Raw genomic sequence first — 21751 nt, 5'->3', positions numbered from 1 at the left:
ATCTGCCACGCACGCTATCAAGCGTTTTCGCGGCGACGGTCTCTGTCTCTGCTGCTCGGGCCCTGGCTGTCACCTTCCATCGCGCGGCGCTCGGAAGCCAGCGGATCATGCTCAAGGATTTCGCCCTTGAAGATCCAGACCTTGATGCCGCAGATACCGAAAGCGGTTTCCGCTTCAGCCGTACCGTAGTCGATGTCGGCACGCAGGGTGTGCAGCGGAACGCGACCTTCGCGGTACCATTCCGTACGAGCAATTTCCGCACCGCCGAGACGGCCGGCGCAGGTGATCTTGATGCCTTCGGCGCCAAGACGCATCGCGGACTGAACCGCGCGCTTCATGGCGCGACGGAAAGCCACGCGGCGCTCGAGCTGCTGGGCGATCGACTGGGCGACCAGCGTCGCATCGATTTCCGGCTTGCGCACTTCGACGATGTTGAGGTGCGTCTCCGAATTCGTCATCTCCGACAGCTTCTTGCGGAGCTTGTCGATGTCTGCGCCCTTCTTGCCGATGATCAGACCCGGACGAGCCGAGTGGATCGTGACGCGGCACTTCTTGTGCGGACGTTCGATAACCACCTTGGAGATACCGGCCTGCTTCAGCTCGCTCATCACGAACTTGCGCATCTTCAGGTCTTCGTGCAGCAGCTGGCCATACTCGGCGTTGTCCGCGAACCAGCGGCTGTCCCAAGTACGGTTGATGCCAAGACGGAAACCGATCGGATTGATTTTCTGACCCATTATGCGGCCTCCTCTTGTGCCTGCACTTCACGAACGACGATCGTCAGGTGTGCAAACGGCTTCTCGATACGCGACGCACGGCCGCGACCGCGAGCGTGGAAGCGCTTCATGACGATCGACTTGCCGACGAAGGCTTCAGCGACGACCAGCGAGTCAACGTCGAGATCATGGTTGTTCTCGGCGTTGGCGATCGCGGATTCGAGCGTCTTCTTGACGGCACCTGCGATGCGCTTGCGCGAGAATTCCAGCTCGGCGAGCGCGCGATCAACCTTCTTGCCGCGGATCAGAGCCGCGACAAGGTTGAGCTTCTGAGGGCTGACACGGAGCGTGCGCGCAACTGCTTGCGCCTCATTGTCCTTCAGCCGGCGTTCGGCTTTTGCCTTGCCCATTGTTACTTCCTCTTCGCCTTCTTGTCCGCGCCGTGACCGTAGTAGGTGCGGGTCGGAGCGAACTCACCGAACTTGTGTCCGACCATGTCTTCGTTGACGCTGACCGGAATATGCTTGCTGCCGTTGTAGACGCCGAAGGTGAGACCAACGAACTGCGGCATGATCGTGGAGCGACGGCTCCACATCTTGATTACTTCACTGCGTCCGCCTTCACGAACCTTCTCAGCCTTCTTGAGAAGATAGCCGTCAACAAACGGACCTTTCCAAACTGAACGAGCCACTTGAGACTTCCTCTCTTACTTCTTGCGCTGATGGCGCGAGCGCATGATGAACTTATCGGTCGCCTTGTTGGACCGCGTACGCTTGCCCTTGGTCGGCTTGCCCCACGGGGTCACCGGATGGCGACCACCGGAGGTGCGGCCTTCACCGCCGCCGTGCGGATGGTCGACCGGGTTCATGACGACGCCGCGGTTATGCGGCCGCTTGCCACGCCAGCGCGAACGACCGGCCTTGCCGTCGTTGATGTTGGCGTGGTCGGGATTGGAAACGGCGCCGATCGTTGCAAGGCAGGAGCCGTGAACGAGACGCTGCTCACCCGAGTTCAGGCGAAGGATCGCCATGCCCTGGTCGCGGCCGACGAGCTGCGCGTAGGAGCCGGCGGAACGAGCGATCTGACCGCCCTTGCCCGGCTTCATTTCCACGTTGTGGATGATGGAGCCGACCGGAATGAACTGAAGCGGCATGGTATTGCCCGGCTTCACGTCCACGGCCTTGTCCGAAGCGATGACCTTGTCACCGGCTCCAAGACGCTGCGGAGCAAGGATATAAGCCTGCTCGCCGTCGGAATAGGTCACCAGCGCGATGTAAGCCGTACGGTTCGGGTCATATTCGATACGCTCGACCGTTGCTTCGACGTCAAACTTGCGACGCTTGAAATCGACCAGACGGTAGCTGCGCTTGTGACCGCCGCCCTGGAAGCGGACCGTGATGCGACCGAGGTTGTTGCGGCCGCCCTTCGAGGTCAGGCCTTCCGTCAGCGTCTTGACCGGCTTGCCCTTATAGAGCGAGGAGCGGTCGACAATGACGAGCTGGCGCTGGCTCGGGGTCGTCGGATTGAATGTTTTCAATGCCATTTTCTTATCCTCAGAGACCGGTGGAGACGTCGATCGTCTGGCCTTCAGCCAAGGTCACGACAGCCTTCTTCACGTCCTTCTGCTTGCCGACAAAACCGCGGAAACGCCTGGTCTTGCCCTTGCGGAGCAGCGTATTGACGGCCGTGACCTTGACGCCGAAGAGCGCCTCGACAGCAGCCTTGATTTCCGGCTTCGTCGCCGTCTTGGCGACATTGAAAACAACCTGGTTGTTTTCCGATACCAGCGTGGACTTTTCGGTGATCGCAGGAGAAACGATCACATCGTAGTGGCGAAGATCGGTCACTTGAATCGCTCCTCTAGCGCTTCAACCGCAGCCTTGGAAAGCACGAGCTTGCCGCGGCGCACGATGTCGTAAACGTTGATGCCCTGAATCGGCAGAACATCGATGTTCGGGATGTTCTGGGCTGCGAGCTTGAAGTTGCCGTCGAGCTCTGCGCCGCCGATGAAGAGCGCGTTGGTCAGGCCGAGCGTCTCGAAGGCGCCGGCGAGAACCTTGGTCTTTGCTTCCGTGGCGACGAGATCGTCGATAACGATCAATTCGTCGGCCTTGATCTTGGCAGACAGCGCGTGACGCAGGCCGAGCGCGCGGACCTTCTTCGGAAGGTCATGCTCGTGGCTGCGGGCAACCGGGCCGTGAGCCTTACCACCGCCACGGAACTGCGGAGCGCGAGCCGAATGGTGACGAGCGCGGCCCGTACCCTTCTGCTTGTACATCTTGGCGCCAGTGCGCGCGACGTCCGCGCGGCCCTTTGCCTGATGCGTGCCCTGCTGCCTCTTGGCGAGCTGCCAGCGGATAACGCGGGCGAGAATGTCTTCGCGGGGCTCAAGGCCGAAAATCGCATCAGAAAGGGAAACCTTCCCGGCGTCTTTTCCCTCGAGGGTCTTGACGTTCAATTCCATCGGTATGGCTCCCTTACTTCGCTGCCGACTTGACGGCGTCGCGTACGATGATCCAGGAACCCTTGGAACCGGGAACCGCACCCTTGACGAGGATTAGACCGCGATCTTCGTCGGTCGAAACCACTTCGAGGTTCTGCGTCGTCACGCGAGTCTGGCCCATGTGACCAGCCATCTTCTTGTTCTTGAATACCTTGCCCGGATCCTGGCGCGAACCGGTCGAACCATGCGAACGGTGCGAGACCGAAACACCGTGGGTCGCGCGCAGACCGCCGAAACCGTGACGCTTCATGGCGCCGGCAAAGCCCTTACCGATCGTCGTGCCGGTGACATCGACGAGCTGGCCGGCGGAAAAATGACCAGCCTTCAGCTCGGTGCCAACTTCGAGCAGATTATCTTCGGTTACGCGGAACTCGGCGAGCTTGGCCTTCGGCTCGACGTTGGCGACGGCAAAGTTGCCGCGCATCGCCTTCGACGTGTTCTTGACCTTCGCCTGGCCGGCACCGAGCTGAACTGCGGTGTAGCCGTTCTTTTCAACTGTGCGCTGGGCAACGACCTGGCAGCCGTCCATACGCAATACTGTTACCGGGACATGTTCGCCAGCGTCGTTGTAGACGCGGGTCATTCCCACCTTCTGTGCAATCACACCTGAACGCATCGGTTCAATCCTTCTCACTCAGCTCGAGGCGAGGCTCAGAGCTTGATCTCAACGTCGACACCGGCGGCGAGGTCGAGCTTCATCAGCGCGTCCACCGTCTGCGGGGTCGGGTCAACGATATCGAGAAGGCGCTTGTGCGTGCGCATCTCGAACTGCTCGCGGCTCTTCTTGTCGATGTGCGGGGACCGGTTAACCGTAAACTTCTCGATGCGGGTCGGAAGCGGAACGGGGCCCCGGACGCTAGCACCGGTGCGCTTAGCCGTCGATACGATCTCGCGCGTGGAGGCATCGAGAATCCGGTGATCGAACGCCTTAAGGCGGATGCGGATATTCTGGCCGTTCATTCGACTTTATCCTTGCTCTTGTTATCCGCGTGCTCTCTGGGAGCACGTGTTTACCTTCAGTTGCTTCAGGCGGGCCACCGGTTTCAAAGATCGAGAGGGACACCGGAGGGTGTCCCCGTCCTTTTCTCCGGGCCTGTGGCCCAGCCGCGTAATTACTCGACGATGCTTGCGACGATGCCGGCGCCGACGGTGCGGCCGCCCTCGCGGATGGCGAAGCGCAGCTTTTCTTCCATCGCGATCGGCACGATCAGCTCGACGTCAACCGTCACGTTGTCGCCCGGCATCACCATTTCCGTGCCTTCCGGCAGCGTCACGATGCCCGTCACGTCCGTCGTGCGGAAGTAGAACTGCGGACGGTAGTTCGTGAAGAACGGCGTATGACGGCCACCCTCTTCCTTCGTCAGGATGTAGGCTTCCGCCTTGAACTTCTTGTGCGGCTTTACCGAACCCGGCTTGCACAGGATCTGGCCACGCTCGACGCCGTTGCGGTCGACACCGCGCAGCAGCGCACCGATGTTGTCGCCGGCCTGGCCCTGGTCGAGCAGCTTGCGGAACATTTCAACGCCCGTGCAGGTCGTCTTCGTCGTCGGACGGATGCCGACGATCTCGACTTCCTCACCGACCTTGATCACGCCACGCTCGACGCGGCCCGTCACAACCGTACCGCGGCCCGAGATCGAGAACACGTCTTCGATCGGCATCAGGAACGGCTGGTCGATCGGACGCTCCGGCGTCGGGATGTAGGCGTCAACCTGCGCCATCAGCTCGCGGATCGCGTTCTCGCCGATCTCCTTGTTGGAGTCTTCCAGCGCGGCAAGCGCCGAACCCTTGACGACCGGAATATCGTCGCCCGGGAAGTCGTAGGACGACAGCAGTTCGCGAACTTCGAGCTCGACCAGCTCCAGAAGCTCGGCGTCGTCAACCTGGTCGACCTTGTTCAGGAACACGACGATCGCCGGAACGCCGACCTGGCGGGCCAGCAGGATGTGCTCGCGCGTCTGCGGCATCGGGCCGTCGGCGGCCGAGCACACCAGGATCGCGCCGTCCATCTGTGCGGCGCCGGTGATCATGTTCTTCACGTAGTCGGCATGGCCGGGGCAGTCGACGTGCGCATAGTGGCGGTTGGCCGTCTCGTATTCGACGTGCGCCGTCGAAATCGTGATGCCGCGCGCCTTTTCTTCCGGGGCCGCGTCGATCTGGTCATACGCCTTGAACTCACCGAAGTACTTCGTGATCGCTGCCGTCAGAGACGTCTTGCCGTGGTCAACGTGCCCAATCGTGCCAATGTTAACGTGCGGCTTGTTGCGCTCAAACTTACTCTTTGCCATTGTCGGCTCTCCATTTTTCTAGTCCCCGAGGGGAACTAATTCTTGTTATCGGTCAATTGGTATTCCGGTCACTTCTGACCGGAATACTTTGCCTGGATTTCAGTAGCGACGTTCGACGGGACCGGCGCGTAGTGATCGAAGGTCATCGTGTACTGAGCGCGACCCTGCGACATGGAGCGCAGATTGTCGACGTACTTGAACATGTTCGCCAGCGGAACGTTGGCGTTGATGACGACAGCGATACCACGGCTCTCCTGGCCCTGGATCTGGCCACGGCGAGAATTCAGGTCACCGATCACGTCACCGACGTAGTCCTCGGGCGTTACGACTTCGACCTTCATCATCGGCTCGAGAAGCTGCGCGCCAGCCTTCTTGGCTGCTTCGCGGAAGCAGGCGCGAGAAGCGATTTCGAAGGCCAGAACCGACGAGTCGACGTCGTGGAAGGCGCCGTCGATAAGCGTCGCTTTAACACCGAGCATCGGGAAGCCAGCCAGCGGACCGGAGGACAGAACGCTCTCGATGCCCTTCTGAACGCCCGGGATGTATTCCTTCGGAACAGCACCACCGACGATCTTGGACTCGAACTTGAAATCTTCGCCTTCCGGGTTCGGTTCGAAGATGATCTTGACGCGCGCGAACTGGCCGGTACCGCCGGTCTGTTTCTTGTGCGTGTAATCTTCTTCCTGAGCGCGCGTGATGGTTTCGCGATAGGCAACCTGCGGAGCACCGACGTTGGCTTCGACCTTGAACTCGCGACGCATGCGATCGACGATGATGTCGAGGTGCAGTTCGCCCATGCCGGCGATGATCGTCTGACCGGATTCCTGGTCCGTCTTGACGCGGAAGGACGGATCTTCTGCTGCCAGGCGGTTGAGCGCGAGACCCATCTTTTCCTGGTCGCCCTTGGACTTCGGCTCGATTGCGATCTGGATAACCGGCTCAGGGAACTCCATGCGCTCGAGAATGACCGGCTTCAGCGGATCACAGAGCGTGTCACCCGTCGTGGTCTCCTTAAGGCCAGCAAGAGCAACGATGTCGCCAGCAAAGGCCTCTTCGATGTCTTCACGCGAGTTGGAGTGCATCTGCAGCATGCGGCCGACACGCTCGCGCTTGTCCTTGACCGTATTCATGACCGACACACCCTTTTCGAGCTTGCCGGAATAGATACGAGCGAAGGTCAGCGAACCGACGAAGGGGTCGTTCATGATCTTGAACGCCAGCATCGAGAGCGGTTCGTTGTCATCAGCGTGACGGACGATGTCAGCTTCGGTCTTGGCATCGATACCCTTGATCGCCGGAATATCGACCGGAGACGGCAGGTAATCGACAACAGCGTCGAGCAGCGGCTGAACGCCCTTGTTCTTGAAGGCCGTGCCGCAGAACATCGGATGGAACTTGACGTCGATCGTACCGCGACGAACGAGTTCGCGGATCTTGTCGTTATCCGGCAGATTGCCTTCGAGATAGGCTTCCATCGCGGCTTCATCGATCTCGACAACGGTCTCGATGAGCTTTTCGCGATATTCTTCGGCCTGAGCCTTCATATCTTCCGGGATCTCGACGACATCCCACTGGGCGCCGAGGGATTCGTCGCGCCAGATGAGGGCATTCATCTCGACAAGGTCGATAACGCCCTTGAAGTCGCTTTCAGCGCCGATCGGCAGCTGCATGACGACAGCGGTTGCACCGAGGCGGGTCTTGATCATCTCGACGGAACGGAAGAAGTCCGCACCGGTCTTGTCCATCTTGTTGCAGAAGATCATGCGCGGAACATGATACTTCTCGGCCTGACGCCAGACAGTTTCCGTCTGCGGCTCGACGCCGGCATTGGCATCGAGCAGCGCGATGGCGCCGTCGAGAACGCGCAGCGAACGCTCGACTTCAATGGTGAAGTCGACGTGGCCGGGGGTGTCGATGATGTTGAAGCGGCGCACCTTGCCATCGCGACCCTTCCAGAAGGTCGTCGTGGCAGCGGACGTGATCGTGATGCCACGCTCCTGCTCCTGCTCCATCCAGTCCATGGTGGCAGCGCCATCGTGGACTTCACCGATCTTGTGCGACTTGCCGGTGTAATAAAGGATACGCTCGGTGGTCGTGGTCTTGCCGGCGTCAATATGCGCCATGATACCGAAATTACGGTAGTCTTCGATTTTGTATGCGCGAGCCATTTTAGGACTGCCTTTCGATACCGTTCGAATTACCAGCGATAGTGCGAGAACGCACGGTTGGCATCAGCCATCTTGTGCGTGTCTTCGCGCTTCTTGACAGCGCTGCCGCGGTTGTTAGCGGCATCCATGAGTTCGCCCGAGAGGCGATCGACCATGGTCGTTTCGTTACGCTTGCGCGCAGCAGCGATCAGCCAGCGAATTGCGAGAGCCTGACGACGCTCCGGACGAACATCGACCGGAACCTGATAGGTTGCACCACCAACGCGACGCGAGCGGACTTCAACGTGCGGAGCAATGTTGTCCAGAGCCTGATGGAAAACCTGGAGCGGCTCCTGCTTGGACTTGCCCTGAACGGCGTCGAACGCACCGTAAACAATATTTTCAGCGACGGACTTCTTGCCGTCCAGCATGATGGCGTTCATGAACTTCGTGACAACCAGATCACCGAACTTCGGATCCGGGTTGATTTCACGCTTTTCTGCTCTATGGCGTCGGGACATACTTCTCGTCTCTCAACTGTTGCTGACGCTTTATCACGCGGAGAACCTCGCGCAGCGCCGGATTTCTCAAAACCGAATTACTTCGGACGCTTCGCGCCATACTTGGAGCGACGCTGCTTGCGGTTCTTGACACCCTGGGTATCGAGAACGCCGCGGATGATGTGGTAGCGAACACCCGGAAGGTCCTTCACGCGACCGCCGCGGATCATGACGACGGAGTGCTCCTGAAGGTTATGACCTTCACCCGGGATGTAACCAATGACTTCGAAGCCGTTGGTCAGGCGGATCTTTGCGACCTTACGCAGAGCCGAGTTCGGCTTCTTCGGCGTCGTCGTATAAACGCGGGTGCAGACGCCGCGCTTCTGCGGGTTCTCCTGCAGGGCAGGAACCTTGTTACGCTTTACCTGCGCCTGGCGAGGCTTGCGGATCAGCTGGTTTACGGTAGGCATTCAACCATCCCTTACAATCTTGTCTTGATACCCTTGCGGGCTTCGCTTTCACCGTCTCCGGCAACGTCACACGCCGTATAGCCAATGCGCAAAACGCGGCCCAATCCGCTTCCGCAGATGGACCGCTAAGAGCAGAGGACGCAAAAGACATGCGTCATACGTGCAGCATCATATCTTCAACGTGCGTTTAGAACCTTGTTTGAGACGAACTCCGGAGCGCGTCGCGCCGAACAGCCAAGCCTCACATGGGATCTGATGGCGCGGGTACTACTGGTTTCCCGCAGGTTCGTCAAGGCCGATTGGGAAATAATCTTAGTCGTTTCGCCTTGAAATGCCGGGTTCTTGCGCTCTTTGAAGAGGTTCAAGAGGAAATTACGGCGATGCAGCAAGATAAACTTGGGCATCGCATCAAAAGCGGGTAAGGAATCAGCAGTTGCATGAAAACCACTATCGAAACCGAATCCGATTCATCAGATCGAGATACTCGGAAGGACAAGGCCATGATCGCTACAGCCGACAATGATAACAACTTCGACGGTCCCATGGTCTTTATCATCATCGGCAAGGGCTACGAGTCCGATGGGAGCCAGGGGGTCGATCTGCACATCATGCTGCGTGCACCCGACGACGACACCGCCGTCCGCGAGGCCCTGAATGCGCTCGCCGAAGAAGGCTTCATCGAAGCCGATCTCGACCAGATTGGCATGCTGACGGAAGTGCCAGACGAGGAGCCGCACGCTTCCGCCTATCAGGGCGCGGTCGAGGGCGAGGTCGCCATCATCCGCTTCAGCTGAGCTCCTATGTAGCGTTCCCTACTCCCCGAAGGTGCCGATCCACGCGAGCTGGTGCGACCGGAGGGAATGTTGGAGTGCAGGCCGAGCCGCCGGATTGCATCGAACGAGCCCCGAAGTTCCCGCTGTTCGAGATCAAATCGAAATAACGAAAAGGCCCGGAGCGATCCGGGCCTTTCGGTTTGTTGATTTCGCTACGGCGGCGGCCGGTCGGATCATTCGCCGGCCGGAACGCCCTCGCCCGCCATGTCCTGAAGCATCGGCGTTGCAACGGATGCACCCGTGCTCTTGCGGCGCTCTTCGAGGATCAGATCGTCGCGCGCTGTCGCGATGCGGCGGATCTGGGTCATCGTGCCACCGGTACCGGCCGGGATGAGGCGGCCGACGATCACATTCTCCTTCAGACCCTGCAGGCCATCGGTCTTGCCGGCGATTGCAGCTTCCGTCAGTACCTTCGTCGTTTCCTGGAAGGAAGCGGCGGAGATGAAGGACGGCGTCTGCAGCGATGCCTTGGTGATGCCGAGCAGAACCGGCTCGCCGCGGGCTGGCTTCTTGCCTTCCTCGATCAGCGAATCGTTGACGTCTTCGAGCTCGATCCGGTCGACATTGTCGCCGACGATGTAGGTCGAGTCGCCCGCATCGGTGATCTCCACCTTCTGCAGCATCTGACGGACAATCACTTCGATGTGCTTGTCGTTGATGACAACGCCCTGCAGGCGATAGACTTCCTGGATTTCATTGACGAGGTAGGAAGCCAAAGCTTCCACGCCCTTAATCGCCAGGATGTCGTGCGGTGCCGGGTTACCGTCGAGGATGTAGTCACCCTTTTCGATATAGTCGCCATCCTGCAGATGGAACGGCTTGCCCTTCGGGATCAGGTACTCGACAGGCTCGACACCGTCTTCCGCCGGCTCGATGATGACGCGACGCTTGTTCTTATAGTCGCGGCCGAGGCGGATCGTGCCATCGATTTCGGCGATGATAGCGTGATCCTTCGGACGGCGGGCTTCGAACAGTTCGGCCACGCGCGGCAGACCACCGGTGATGTCCTTGGTCTTGGCGCTTTCGAGCGGCGAACGTGCGAGCACGTCGCCCTGACTGACCTTCTGGCCCGGTTCGACGGACAGGATCGCATCGACCGAGAGCAGGAAGCGCGCTTCACCACCGCGCGAAAGCTTCGCGACATTGCCGTTGGCATCCTTGATGACGATCGCCGGCTTCAGGTCGGAGCCGCGCGGCGTCGAACGCCAGTCGATAACCTGACGCTTGGTGATACCGGTCGACTCGTCGGTCGCTTCGAGGACGGACAGGCCGTCGACGACGTCTTCGAACTGAACGGTACCGGCCACTTCCGTCATCATCGGACGGGTGTACGGATCCCATTCCGCCAGACGCTGACCGCGCTTGACCTTGTCGCCTTCGTCGACATGCAGCTTCGAGCCGTATGCGACGCGCTGCGAAGACCGCTCGACGCCGCGCTCGTCCAGGATCTGGATCGTCATGTTGCGACCCATGGCAACCAGGCTGCCTTCGGAGTTGCGCAGGATGTTGCGGTTCTTGATCTGCACCGTACCTTCGTACGAGGCTTCCAGGAACGACTGGTCGACCACGGTCGCCGTACCGCCAAGATGGAAGGTACGCATGGTCAGCTGCGTGCCCGGCTCACCGATCGACTGAGCGGCGATGACGCCAACAGCCTCGCCGATGTTGACCGGCGTGCCACGTGCAAGGTCACGGCCGTAGCAAACCGAGCAGACACCCGTCTGGATTTCGCAGGTCAGCGCCGAACGGATGCGGACGGACTGGATACCGGCCTTCTCGATATCGGTGACATGCGGCTCGAGGATCATCTGGCCGGCCTTGACGATGTTCTCGCCGCTGACCGGGTTGTCGATGTCGTCCAGAGCCGTACGGCCGAGGATGCGGGCTCCAAGCGAGGCAACGACCTGACCGGCATCGACGATGGCAGTCATGGTGAGACCGGCTTCGGTGCCGCAATCGACATGCGTGACGATGCAGTCCTGCGCAACATCGACCAGACGACGCGTCAGGTAACCGGAGTTCGCGGTCTTCAAGGCGGTGTCTGCCAGACCCTTGCGGGCGCCGTGCGTCGAGTTGAAGTACTCGTTCACGGTCAGGCCTTCCTTGAAGTTCGAGATGATCGGCGTCTCGATGATTTCGCCCGAGGGCTTCGCCATGAGGCCGCGCATGCCGCCCAACTGACGCATCTGGTTCGGCGAACCACGAGCACCCGAGTGGCTCATCATGTAGATCGAGTTCATCGGCTTCTGACGACCGGTGTTCTCGTCGAACTCGATGGCCTTGATGCGGGCCATCATCTCCTCGGCAACCTTCTCAGTAGCCTTGCCCCAGGCGTCGACAACCTTGTTGTACTTCTCGCCCTGGGTGATCAGACCGTCGTTGTACTGCTGCTCGTATTCCTTGACCAGGTTTTCAGTGTCGGCAACAATCTTGGCCTTGGTGGCCGGAATGACCATGTCATCCTTGCCGAAGGAAATGCCGGCGCGGCAGGCATGGGCGAAGCCGAGCTGCATGATGCGGTCGCAGAAGATGACCGTGTCCTTCTGGCCGCAGTGACGATAGACCGTGTCGATCATCTTGGAGATGTTCTTCTTGGTCATTTCCTGGTTGCAGATGTCGAACGGCACCTTGCCGTTCTTCGGCAGCAGTTCGCCGATGAGCAGACGACCGGGCGTCGTTTCATAGATCTTCGAGTATGGCTTGCCATCCTCGCCGATCGACTTGAAGCGGCCACGGATCTTGGTGTGCAGCGTCACGACCTTGTTTTCGAGCGCATGATGCAACTCGCCGAGATCGGAGAAGGCCATGCCTTCGCCCGGCTCGTTCTGGTTCATGATCGACAGATAGTAGAGGCCGAGAACCATGTCCTGCGATGGAACGATGATCGGAGCGCCGTTTGCCGGATGCAGGATGTTGTTTGTCGACATCATCAGCACGCGGGCTTCGAGCTGAGCCTCGAGCGACAGCGGCACGTGAACGGCCATCTGGTCGCCGTCGAAGTCGGCATTGAAGGCCGTGCAGACGAGCGGATGCAGCTGGATCGCCTTGCCTTCGACCAGCGTCGGTTCGAAGGCCTGGATCCCCAGGCGGTGCAGCGTCGGAGCACGGTTCAGGAGAACCGGATGCTCGCGGATGACCTCGTCGAGGATATCCCAGACTTCCGGCTTTTCCTTTTCAACGAGCTTCTTTGCCTGCTTGACGGTCGAGGAGTAACCCTTGGCGTCGAGGCGCGCATAGATGAACGGCTTGAAGAGTTCGAGCGCCATCTTCTTCGGCAGGCCGCACTGATGCAGCTTCAGCTCGGGACCGGTCACGATGACCGAACGACCCGAATAGTCGACGCGCTTGCCGAGCAGGTTCTGACGGAAGCGGCCCTGCTTGCCTTTCAGCATGTCGGACAGCGACTTCAGCGGGCGCTTGTTGGCACCGGTGATGACGCGGCCGCGACGACCATTGTCAAAGAGCGCATCGACGGACTCCTGCAGCATCCGCTTTTCGTTGCGGATGATGATGCCAGGCGCACGCAGCTCGATCAGGCGCTTCAGACGGTTGTTACGGTTGATGACGCGGCGATAAAGATCGTTAAGGTCGGACGTCGCGAAACGGCCGCCATCGAGGGGAACCAGCGGACGCAGGTCCGGCGGGATCACCGGGACGACCTTCATGATCATCCATTCCGGCCGGTTGCCCGATTCCAGGAAGTTCTCGACGATCTTCAGGCGCTTCATCAGCTTCTTCTGCTTGAGGTCCGACGTGGTATCGGCAAGCTCGGAACGCAGATCGCCGGCGATCCTTTCGAGGTTCATCGAAGCGAGCATCTCGTAGATGGCTTCGGCACCGATCATCGCCGTGAACTGGTCCTCGCCGTATTCATCGACGGCGAGCATATACTCTTCTTCCGTCAGGAGCTGGTGCTCCTTGAGCGCGGTCAGGCCAGGTTCGGTGACGATATAGTTCTCGAAATAGAGAACGCGTTCGACATCCTTCAGCGTCATGTCGAGCAGCGTGGAAATGCGGCTCGGCAGCGACTTCAGGAACCAGATGTGAGCAACGGGAGCGGCGAGCTCGATATGACCCATGCGCTCACGGCGAACGCGCGACAGCGTCACTTCGACGCCGCACTTTTCGCAGATGATGCCCTTGTACTTCATGCGCTTGTACTTGCCGCACAGGCACTCGTAGTCCTTGATCGGTCCGAAGATGCGCGCGCAGAAGAGACCGTCGCGTTCCGGCTTGAACGTACGGTAATTGATGGTTTCCGGCTTCTTGATCTCACCGTAGGACCAGGAGAGGATCTTCTCCGGCGATGCAATCGAAATCCGGATGGAATCGAAATTCTGTGCAGGCATCTGCGGATTGAAAAGATTCATGACCTCTTGGTTCATGCCTGTCTCCTTCATGGGCCGAAGCCCTCAAAACGCGAACAGTGCCGGCAATTCCCGGGAGCCGGACTGTCGCCTAAAACGACAATAACCGCAGAATGCGGCGAAATCGTCCCTGTCAAGCGTCTCGGAAAGCCGACGCCGACGGGAACGGTGTGCGCTGCCTTACAGCGCACACCCTATCGAATGGTTACTCGGCCGCGTCGGGCAGCTGGCTTGCCGCCTGCAGGTCTTCAACCTTGGAGTTTTCCAGCTCGACGCTGAGGCCCAGCGAGCGCATTTCCTTGACGAGAACGTTGAAGCTTTCCGGAATACCGGCTTCGAACGTATCGTCGCCACGGACGATGGCTTCGTAGACCTTGGTACGGCCGGCGACGTCGTCCGACTTCACCGTCAGCATTTCCTGCAGCGTGTAAGCCGCACCATAAGCCTCGAGCGCCCAGACCTCCATTTCGCCGAAGCGCTGACCGCCGAACTGCGCCTTACCACCCAGCGGCTGCTGTGTGACGAGCGAGTAAGGACCGATCGAGCGGGCGTGGATCTTATCGTCGACCAGGTGGTTGAGCTTCAGCATGTAGATGTAGCCCACCGTCACCTGACGGTCGAACTGTTCGCCCGTGCGGCCGTCATAGAGCGTCGACTGACCGGTTTCCTTGAGACCGGCCATCGCCAGCATGGCGTTGACGTCGATTTCGCCCGCACCGTCGAAGACGGGAGTGGCGATCGAAACGCCACGCTTCCACTGGTCGGCCAGACGCAGGACGGAGTCGTCGTCATATTCGCGAACCGGTTCACCCTTAGGACCGGAGCCAACGACCTTGTCGATCGTCCGGCGCAGCGGTTCGATATTGCCGCTAGCCTTGTAGGCTTCGATCAGTTCACCGATCTGCCTGCCCATGCCGGCGCAGGCCCAGCCCAGATGAGTCTCCAGGATCTGGCCGACGTTCATGCGCGAGGGCACGCCGAGCGGGTTCAGCACGATGTCGACATGCGTACCGTCTTCCAGGAACGGCATGTCTTCCACCGGCACGATGCGCGAGACGACACCCTTGTTGCCATGACGGCCAGCCATCTTGTCGCCCGGTTGGATCTTGCGCTTTACGGCGACGAAGACCTTGACCATCTTCATGACGCCCGGAGGCATTTCATCGCCGCGCTGGACCTTTTCGACCTTGTCCATGAAGCGCTGTTCGAGACGCGACTTAGATTCGTCGTACTGGCCGCGGAGCGCTTCGATCTCGCCCTGCATCTTTTCGTCTTCGACGGCGAACATCCACCACTGCGAACGCGGATACTCGGAGACGACGGCGTTCGAAAGCTCGGTGCCCTTCTTAAAGCCCTTCGGGCCCGCGACGGACATCTGGCCACGCAGCATGTCGATCAGGCGGCCGTAGACGTTGCGGTCCAGGATCGCCTGTTCGTCGTCGCGGTCCTTTGCGAGACGCTCGATCTCTTCGCGCTCGATCGCCATGGCGCGCTCGTCCTTCTCCACACCGTGGCGGTTGAAGACGCGGACTTCGACAACCGTACCGTAGGTTCCAGGTGGCATGCGCATGGAGGTGTCGCGGACATCGGACGCCTTTTCACCGAAGATGGCGCGCAGAAGCTTTTCTTCCGGCGTCATCGGGCTTTCGCCCTTCGGCGTGATCTTGCCGACGAGGATATCGCCCGGCTGGACTTCGGCGCCGATATAGACGATGCCGGCTTCGTCGAGGTTCTTCAGCGCTTCTTCCGAAACGTTCGGAATGTCGCGCGTGATTTCTTCCGGACCAAGCTTGGTGTCACGCGCCATCACTTCGAATTCCTCGATGTGGATGGAGGTGAACACGTCGTCGGCGACGATGCGCTCGGAGAGCAGGATCGAGTCTTCGTAGTTGTAACCGTTCCACGGCATGAACGCGACGAGCACATTGCGGCCGAGAGCCAGATCGCCGAGATCGGTCGAGGGACCGTCAGCGAGGATGTCGCCCTTGTTGACCACGTCACCGACGGTAACCAGCGGACGCTGGTTGACGCAGGTGTTCTGGTTCGAACGCTGGAACTTCTGCAGCCGGTAGATATCGACGCCGGACTTACCGGCCTCGAGATCTTCCGTCGCACGGATAACGATACGGGTCGCGTCGACCTGGTCGACGACGCCGCCGCGGCGCGCACCGATAGCAGCACCCGAGTCACGGGCGACCACCGGCTCCATGCCCGTGCCGACGAACGGCGCTTCGGCACGCAGAAGCGGCACGGCCTGACGCTGCATGTTCGAACCCATGAGAGCACGGTTCGCATCGTCGTTTTCCAGGAACGGGATCAACGCTGCCGCGACCGAGACGAGCTGCTTCGGCGAGACGTCCATCAGGTTGATGTTGTCGCGCGGAGCGAGCATCACTTCGCCGGCATGACGGCAGACGACGAACTCTTCCGAGAACGAACCATCCTTTTCGAGCGGGGCGTTCGCCTGGGCAACGTAGTACTTCGCCTCTTCCATGGCGGAGAGGTAGAGCACGTCGTTGGTCACGCGGCCGTCAACGATTTTGCGGTACGGGCTCTCGATGAAGCCGTACTTGTTGACGCGGGCGAAGGTCGCCAGCGAGTTGATGAGACCGATGTTCGGACCTTCCGGCGTTTCAATCGGGCAGATGCGGCCGTAGTGGGTCGGATGCACGTCGCGCACTTCGAAGCCGGCGCGCTCGCGCGTCAGACCACCCGGACCAAGAGCCGATAGACGACGCTTGTGGGTGATTTCCGAAAGCGGGTTCACCTGGTCCATGAACTGCGACAGCTGCGAGGAACCGAAGAATTCGCGAACGGCAGCAGCCGCCGGCTTCGCGTTAATCAGATCCTGCGGCATGACCGTGTCGATCTCGATCGAGGACATGCGTTCCTTGATCGCGCGCTCCATCCGCAGCAGGCCAAGACGGTACTGGTTCTCCATCAGCTCACCGACCGAGCGGACGCGGCGGTTGCCGAGGTTGTCGATATCGTCGATCTCACCCTTGCCGTCGCGCAGCTCGACGAGCATCTTGACCACGGCCAGGATGTCATCTTTACGCAGGATGCGGACGCTATCGGCGACATCGAGGTCGAGACGCATGTTCATCTTCACGCGGCCAACGGCGGAGAGGTCGTAGCGCTCCGCATCGAAGAACAGCGAGTTGAACATGGCTTCCGCCGATTCCATCGTCGGCGGCTCGCCCGGACGCATGACGCGGTAGATGTCGAACAGAGCGTCCTGACGGTTCTCGTTCTTGTCTGCTGAGAGCGTGTTGCGGATATAGGCACCGACATTGATGTGGTCGATACCGAGAACCGGGATCTCGTCGAAACCGTTAGACAGAATGACCGGCAGGGTCTTCTCGTCGATTTCGTCGCCGGCCTCCAGATAGATTTCACCCGTCTGGTAGTTGACGATATCCTCGGCGAGGTAGTTGCCATAGAGCTCGTCATCGGTCGCCTTGAGCGCCTTCAGACCCTTCTCGGACAGCTGGCGCAGCAGGCGCGGGGTCAGCTTCTTGCCGCCCTCGACCACGACCTCGCCGGTATCGGCGTCGATCATGTCGGTGATCGCCTTGGCCCCCTTCAGCGTCTCCGGCTGGAAGGGAATGCGCCAGCCATCGCCGTCGCGCTGATAGAGCGACTTCGTATAGAAGGTCTCGAGAATTTCCTCGCCATCCATGCCAAGCGCCATCAGCAGCGACGTCACCGGAATCTTGCGGCGGCGGTCGATGCGAGCATAGACGATATCCTTGGCGTCGAATTCGATGTCGAGCCAGGAACCACGATACGGAATTACGCGGGCGGCGAAGAGCAACTTGCCGGAAGAATGGCTCTTGCCCTTGTCGTGATCGAAGAAGACACCCGGCGACCGGTGCATCTGCGATACGATCACGCGCTCGGTGCCGTTCACGATGAAGGTGCCGTTGTTCGTCATGAGCGGCATGTCGCCCATGTAAACGCTTTGTTCCTTGATGTCCTTGATGGACTTGGCGCCGGTATCTTCATCGATATCGAACACGATAAGACGCAGCGTCACCTTCAGCGGCGCTGCATAGGTCAGATCGCGCTGGCGGCATTCATCCACGTCGAACTTCGGCGGCTCGAATTCGTAGGAGACGAATTCCAGCATCGAAGCGCCGGAGAAATCGGTAATCGGGAAGACCGACTTGAAGACGGCCTGAAGCCCCTCGTCCGGGCGGCCGCCCTTGGGCTCTTCGACCATCAGAAACTGGTCGTAGGAAGCCTTCTGAACCTCGATGAGGTTCGGCATTTCCGCGACTTCAGGGATCTTACCAAAAAACTTGCGTACGCGCCTGCGACCATTGAACGAAAGGGTCTGAGCCATCGTCGCTCCTTCAAAAAACTTGTGCATCCGGGCCTGCAACGGACGGGAACCGCTGGCCAGTCGGCCCCGCCGAAAATGGGTCACTCTAGAAGAACCCATTACCCAAAAGCCGGTTTCACGGCTTTTGGGTAATTCGTTCAGAAAAACGGCAAATGGGAGGCGGGAAAACGACCGCCTCCCAAGTGCAGTTCAAGATTACTTGACGTCGGCCTTTGCGCCTGCGTCCTCAAGCTTCTTCTTGATGTCAGCGGCTTCAGCCTTGGAAACGGCTTCCTTGACAGCCTTCGGAGCGCCTTCGACGAGGTCCTTGGCTTCCTTGAGGCCGAGACCGGTGATGGCGCGGACTTCCTTGATGACGTTGATCTTGTTGGCGCCGGCATCCGTGAGGATGACGTCGAACTCGGTCTTTTCTTCCTCGACCGGAGCAGCAGCGCCGCCCGCAGCACCGCCAACGGCAGCAACAGCTACCGGAGCAGCGGCGGAAACGCCCCACTTTTCTTCCAGCATCTTCGACAGTTCTGCAGCTTCGAGAACGGTCAGCGAGGAGAGGTCTTCAACGATCTTTGCGAGATCAGCCATTTTCTAGTTCCTTTTGTTCGGTTCGAACTGGTTGATTATGAACAGCGAAAAACCGCCTTAAGCGGCTTCGTCCTTCTTGGCATAGGCCGAAAGCACGCGAGCAAGCTGGCTTGCCGGTGCTGCAACAACGCCTGCGATGCGGGTAGCCGGGGTCTGGATCATGCCCAGCAGCTTCGCGCGCAGCTCGTCCAGCGAAGGCATGGTCGCAAGCGACTTGACACCTTCCGCGTTGAGCGTCGTATTGCCCATGGCGCCGCCGAGAATAATGAGCTTGTCATTGGTCTTGGCGAAATCCATGACGACCTTGGGAGCCGTGACCGGGTCTTCGCTGAATGCGATCAGCGTCTGACCCTTGAAGAGATTGGACATCCCTTCCGACTCCGTGCCCTGAAGAGCAATCTTGGCCAGGCGGTTCTTCGCGACTTTGACGGTGCCGCCAGCAGCGCGCATCTTGGAACGGAAGTCGTTCATCTGCGCAACTGTGACACCAGCATAGTGGGCCACGACAACCGAACCCGAAGCCTTGAAGACCTCGTTCAGCTCCGTGACGAATTCGCGTTTTTCCGCTCTTTCCACTGCTTATCTCCAGTTGACAGGACCGTTTTAAACGGACCTATCGGGTTGCCTTTTGCCTCCTGGGATCAGAAGAGATCCCAAGCGACGCTTGAGGATCCTGTCCCCTCGCGCTCCGCGGCCATAGGCTCAAGAGGCACAAGGCATCCAAGGCTCGAACCGAGTTCGTCGAAGCAGAACTTCATCTCATTCGGGTCTTACCCGTCTCATGCAGGCAAAGTGATTAAGGGAAAACCACCTGCAATCTCGGACAGGAAATCCGGATTTCTCCGGACATTCCGGCCCCTTTCGAGGCCGGAAATTCTTTGTTCGAGCCGAAGCCCGACGAAAACTTAAGCGGCCGGAGCCGTGACCGACGACGGTTCGATCTTGACGCCTGGGCCCATGGTCGAAGAGATCGCCACGCGCTTGAGGTAGTTGCCCTTCGCGCCGGCGGGCTTCGCCCGGATGACGGCATCGGCGAAGGCGCGAATGTTCTCTTCCAGAGCCTTGGCGTCGAAGGAAGCCTTGCCGACGCCAGCATGAACGATACCGGCCTTCTCGACGCGGAATTCGACGGCACCACCCTTGGAAGCCTTGACGGCAGCAGCAACATCCATCGTCACAGTGCCGACCTTCGGGTTCGGCATCATGCCGCGCGGACCAAGCACCTTACCGAGGCGGCCGACGAGCGGCATCATGTCCGGCGTTGCGATGCAGCGATCGAAATCGATCTTGCCGCCCTGGACGATCTCTACGAGGTCTTCGGCGCCGACGATATCAGCACCGGCGGCCTTGGCTTCGTCAGCCTTGGCGCCACGAGCGAAGACTGCGACGCGAACCGAGCGGCCGGTGCCGTTCGGCAGGTTGACCACGCCGCGAACCATCTGGTCTGCATGGCGCGGGTCGACGCCGAGGTTCATGGCGACTTCGATGGTTTCGTCGAACTTGGCGACAGCCCGTTCCTTGACCATGCCGATTGCCTGGGTCAGGCCATAGAGCTTGGTCGGATCGATCCCTTCGCGGGTCTTCTGAATACGCTTAGCAAGCTTGACCATGGCCTTAACCTACCACTTCCAGGCCCATGGCGCGGGCGGAGCCCTCGATCATCGCCATTGCACCTTCGATATTCGCTGCGTTCAGGTCCTTCATCTTCGCTTCAGCGATCGTCTTGACCTGAGCCTTGGTGATGGAGCCAGCCTTAGCCTTGCCCGGAGTCTTGGAACCGGACTGGATCTTCGCTTCGCGCTTCAGGAAGTAGCTGACCGGCGGCTGCTTCATGACGAAGGTAAAGGACTTGTCCTGGTAATAGGTGATGACGACCGGAATCGGCATGCCCTTTTCCATTTCCTGCGTGGCGGCATTGAACGCCTTGCAGAATTCCATGATGTTAATGCCACGCTGACCAAGCGCAGGACCAATCGGCGGGGACGGATTTGCCGAACCGGCCTTTACCTGCAGCTTGAGCTGGCCTGCAACTTTCTTAGCCATATCTCTCTGCCTTTCATAATCGACCGGTTACCCGGCCCTTCATGCCGGATCGCTCCGGCGGCTGCGGTTGCGTGGTGCGGACTGAATTCGGATCCGGCTAAGACCCCTGCCCTTCCATGCGATTTTGCGGCACGTCGCCGCCATCCGATCAGACCTTTTCGACCTGACCGTATTCCAGTTCGACCGGGGTAGCGCGACCGAAGATCGAGACTTCCACCTTCAGACGCGACCGCTCTTCGTCGACATCCTGAACGATGCCGTTGAACGACGCGAACGGACCATCGGAAACGCGAACCTGCTCGCCGATCTCGAAGGACACCGATGCCTTCGGCCGCTCAACGCCTTCCTGGACCTGACCGAGGATGCGCTCGGCCTCATAGTCCGGGATCGGAACGGGCTTGCTGTCGGAGCCGAGGAAACCGGTCACCTTCGGCGTATTCTTGATCAGATGATAAGCCTCATCAGTCAGATTGGCGCGCACCAACACGTAGCCCGGGAAAAACTTGCGCTCAGAATCGACCTTGCGACCACGGCGCACCTCCACGACCTTCTCCGTCGGCACAAGGATCTTTTCGAACAGATGATCGAGACCCTTCTGCTTCGCCTTCTCCTCGATGGACTCGGCCACCTTCTTTTCAAAATTGGAATAAGCGTGGACGATGTACCAACGTGCCGCCATCTTCATCTCCACCCGATTAATTGCCGATGTTCAGCACGTAGCTGAGAACCCAGCTGATCAGCTGGTCGGCGGCAAAGAAAAACAGGGCAGCAATAACTACCATCACGAGAACCATGACCGTCGAGATCATGGTCTCGCGGCGAGAGGGCCATGTGATTTTCGCCGTTTCGGCGCGCACCTGCTGCAGAAACGCAAACGGATTTGTTTTGGATGCCATCGACTGCCCACGCAATTACGGCGCGTAAAGCTGAACATATCAGCCCCACGCACCGCGTGTC

At 59.7% G+C, this 21751-nt stretch carries 21 protein-coding genes; 1 reads left to right on the top strand and 20 read right to left on the bottom strand.

Annotation, left to right across the window (positions count from 1 at the left end):
- Positions 1–17: 17 nt before the first annotated feature.
- From rpsC to rpsL, 12 genes are all read right to left on the bottom strand, one after another.
- Entirely contained in the window at positions 18–737 is a 720-nt protein-coding gene (rpsC, locus tag AAE029_RS25810) for a 30S ribosomal protein S3 (protein WP_371075750.1), read from the bottom strand.
- Positions 737–1126 (bottom strand): 50S ribosomal protein L22, encoded by a 390-nt coding sequence (rplV, locus tag AAE029_RS25805; RefSeq protein ID WP_371075749.1) that lies wholly within the window; start codon positions 1124–1126, stop codon positions 737–739. The genes rpsC and rplV overlap by 1 nt, the downstream gene beginning before the upstream one ends.
- Positions 1127–1128: 2 nt before the next feature.
- A complete protein-coding gene (rpsS, locus tag AAE029_RS25800) occupies positions 1129–1407 on the bottom strand; it encodes a 30S ribosomal protein S19 (protein ID WP_004118389.1) in 279 nt (92 codons plus the stop codon).
- Between the two features lie 15 nt (positions 1408–1422).
- Positions 1423–2259: a 50S ribosomal protein L2 gene (rplB, locus tag AAE029_RS25795; RefSeq protein ID WP_371075748.1), complete on the bottom strand. Its 837-nt coding sequence runs from the start codon at positions 2257–2259 to the stop codon at positions 1423–1425.
- A 10-nt stretch (positions 2260–2269) separates the two neighbouring features.
- On the bottom strand, positions 2270–2563 hold the full coding sequence (locus tag AAE029_RS25790; RefSeq protein ID WP_371075747.1) for a 50S ribosomal protein L23: 294 nt from the start codon (positions 2561–2563) through the stop codon (positions 2270–2272).
- Positions 2560–3180: a 50S ribosomal protein L4 gene (gene rplD, locus AAE029_RS25785; RefSeq protein WP_371075746.1), complete on the bottom strand. Its 621-nt coding sequence runs from the start codon at positions 3178–3180 to the stop codon at positions 2560–2562. Before rplD ends, AAE029_RS25790 begins: the two co-directional genes overlap by 4 nt.
- Positions 3181–3193: 13 nt before the next feature.
- Entirely contained in the window at positions 3194–3835 is a 642-nt protein-coding gene (gene rplC / locus AAE029_RS25780; RefSeq protein WP_371075745.1) for a 50S ribosomal protein L3, read from the bottom strand.
- A 35-nt stretch (positions 3836–3870) separates the two neighbouring features.
- A complete protein-coding gene (rpsJ, locus tag AAE029_RS25775; RefSeq protein ID WP_003547547.1) occupies positions 3871–4179 on the bottom strand; it encodes a 30S ribosomal protein S10 in 309 nt (102 codons plus the stop codon).
- 152 nt (positions 4180–4331) lie between these two features.
- Entirely contained in the window at positions 4332–5507 is a 1176-nt protein-coding gene (tuf, locus tag AAE029_RS25770; RefSeq protein WP_371075733.1) for an elongation factor Tu, read from the bottom strand.
- 68 nt (positions 5508–5575) lie between these two features.
- The gene (gene fusA / locus AAE029_RS25765; protein ID WP_371075744.1) at positions 5576–7675 is read right to left on the bottom strand and encodes an elongation factor G; all 2100 of its coding nucleotides are present in this window, start codon (positions 7673–7675) and stop codon (positions 5576–5578) included.
- Between the two features lie 29 nt (positions 7676–7704).
- Positions 7705–8175, bottom strand: a complete 471-nt coding sequence (gene rpsG / locus AAE029_RS25760) for a 30S ribosomal protein S7 (RefSeq protein ID WP_371075743.1) — start codon at positions 8173–8175, stop codon at positions 7705–7707.
- A gap of 77 nt (positions 8176–8252) precedes the next feature.
- Positions 8253–8624 (bottom strand): 30S ribosomal protein S12, encoded by a 372-nt coding sequence (gene rpsL, locus AAE029_RS25755; RefSeq protein WP_003507760.1) that lies wholly within the window; start codon positions 8622–8624, stop codon positions 8253–8255.
- 500 nt (positions 8625–9124) lie between these two features.
- On the opposite strand from rpsL, the gene AAE029_RS25750 reads away from it, so the two are divergent.
- Entirely contained in the window at positions 9125–9418 is a 294-nt protein-coding gene (locus AAE029_RS25750; RefSeq protein WP_371075742.1) for a transcriptional regulator, read from the top strand.
- Positions 9419–9630: 212 nt separating this feature from the next.
- Here the strand turns inward: AAE029_RS25750 and rpoC are convergent, their stop codons facing one another.
- The 8 genes from rpoC to secE all read right to left on the bottom strand — a co-directional run bounded on the left by rpoC (position 9631) and on the right by secE (position 21690).
- The gene (gene rpoC / locus AAE029_RS25745; RefSeq protein WP_371075741.1) at positions 9631–13842 is read right to left on the bottom strand and encodes a DNA-directed RNA polymerase subunit beta'; all 4212 of its coding nucleotides are present in this window, start codon (positions 13840–13842) and stop codon (positions 9631–9633) included.
- A gap of 187 nt (positions 13843–14029) precedes the next feature.
- Positions 14030–18172, bottom strand: coding sequence for a DNA-directed RNA polymerase subunit beta (gene rpoB, locus AAE029_RS25740; protein WP_371075740.1), 4143 nt, complete (start codon positions 18170–18172; stop codon positions 14030–14032).
- 195 nt (positions 18173–18367) lie between these two features.
- Positions 18368–18751 carry a 50S ribosomal protein L7/L12 gene (gene rplL, locus AAE029_RS25735; RefSeq protein ID WP_371075739.1) on the bottom strand — a complete coding sequence of 128 codons (384 nt, stop codon included), beginning with the start codon at positions 18749–18751 and terminating at the stop codon, positions 18368–18370.
- A 57-nt stretch (positions 18752–18808) separates the two neighbouring features.
- The gene (gene rplJ, locus AAE029_RS25730; protein ID WP_371075738.1) at positions 18809–19327 is read right to left on the bottom strand and encodes a 50S ribosomal protein L10; all 519 of its coding nucleotides are present in this window, start codon (positions 19325–19327) and stop codon (positions 18809–18811) included.
- Between the two features lie 329 nt (positions 19328–19656).
- Positions 19657–20361, bottom strand: coding sequence for a 50S ribosomal protein L1 (gene rplA / locus AAE029_RS25725; protein WP_371075737.1), 705 nt, complete (start codon positions 20359–20361; stop codon positions 19657–19659).
- A gap of 4 nt (positions 20362–20365) precedes the next feature.
- Positions 20366–20794, bottom strand: a complete 429-nt coding sequence (gene rplK / locus AAE029_RS25720; RefSeq protein ID WP_371075736.1) for a 50S ribosomal protein L11 — start codon at positions 20792–20794, stop codon at positions 20366–20368.
- 148 nt (positions 20795–20942) lie between these two features.
- A complete protein-coding gene (gene nusG / locus AAE029_RS25715) occupies positions 20943–21473 on the bottom strand; it encodes a transcription termination/antitermination protein NusG (protein WP_371075735.1) in 531 nt (176 codons plus the stop codon).
- 16 nt (positions 21474–21489) lie between these two features.
- The gene (gene secE / locus AAE029_RS25710) at positions 21490–21690 is read right to left on the bottom strand and encodes a preprotein translocase subunit SecE (protein WP_371075734.1); all 201 of its coding nucleotides are present in this window, start codon (positions 21688–21690) and stop codon (positions 21490–21492) included.
- Positions 21691–21751 lie beyond the last annotated feature (61 nt).

Source organism: Sinorhizobium sp. CB7 (assembly GCF_041357635.1).
In the GTDB taxonomy this organism is placed as follows: Bacteria; Pseudomonadota; Alphaproteobacteria; order Rhizobiales; family Rhizobiaceae; genus Rhizobium.
Note: the sequence above shows the minus strand (reverse complement) of the source record. Positions and strands in the feature narration are given on the sequence as shown.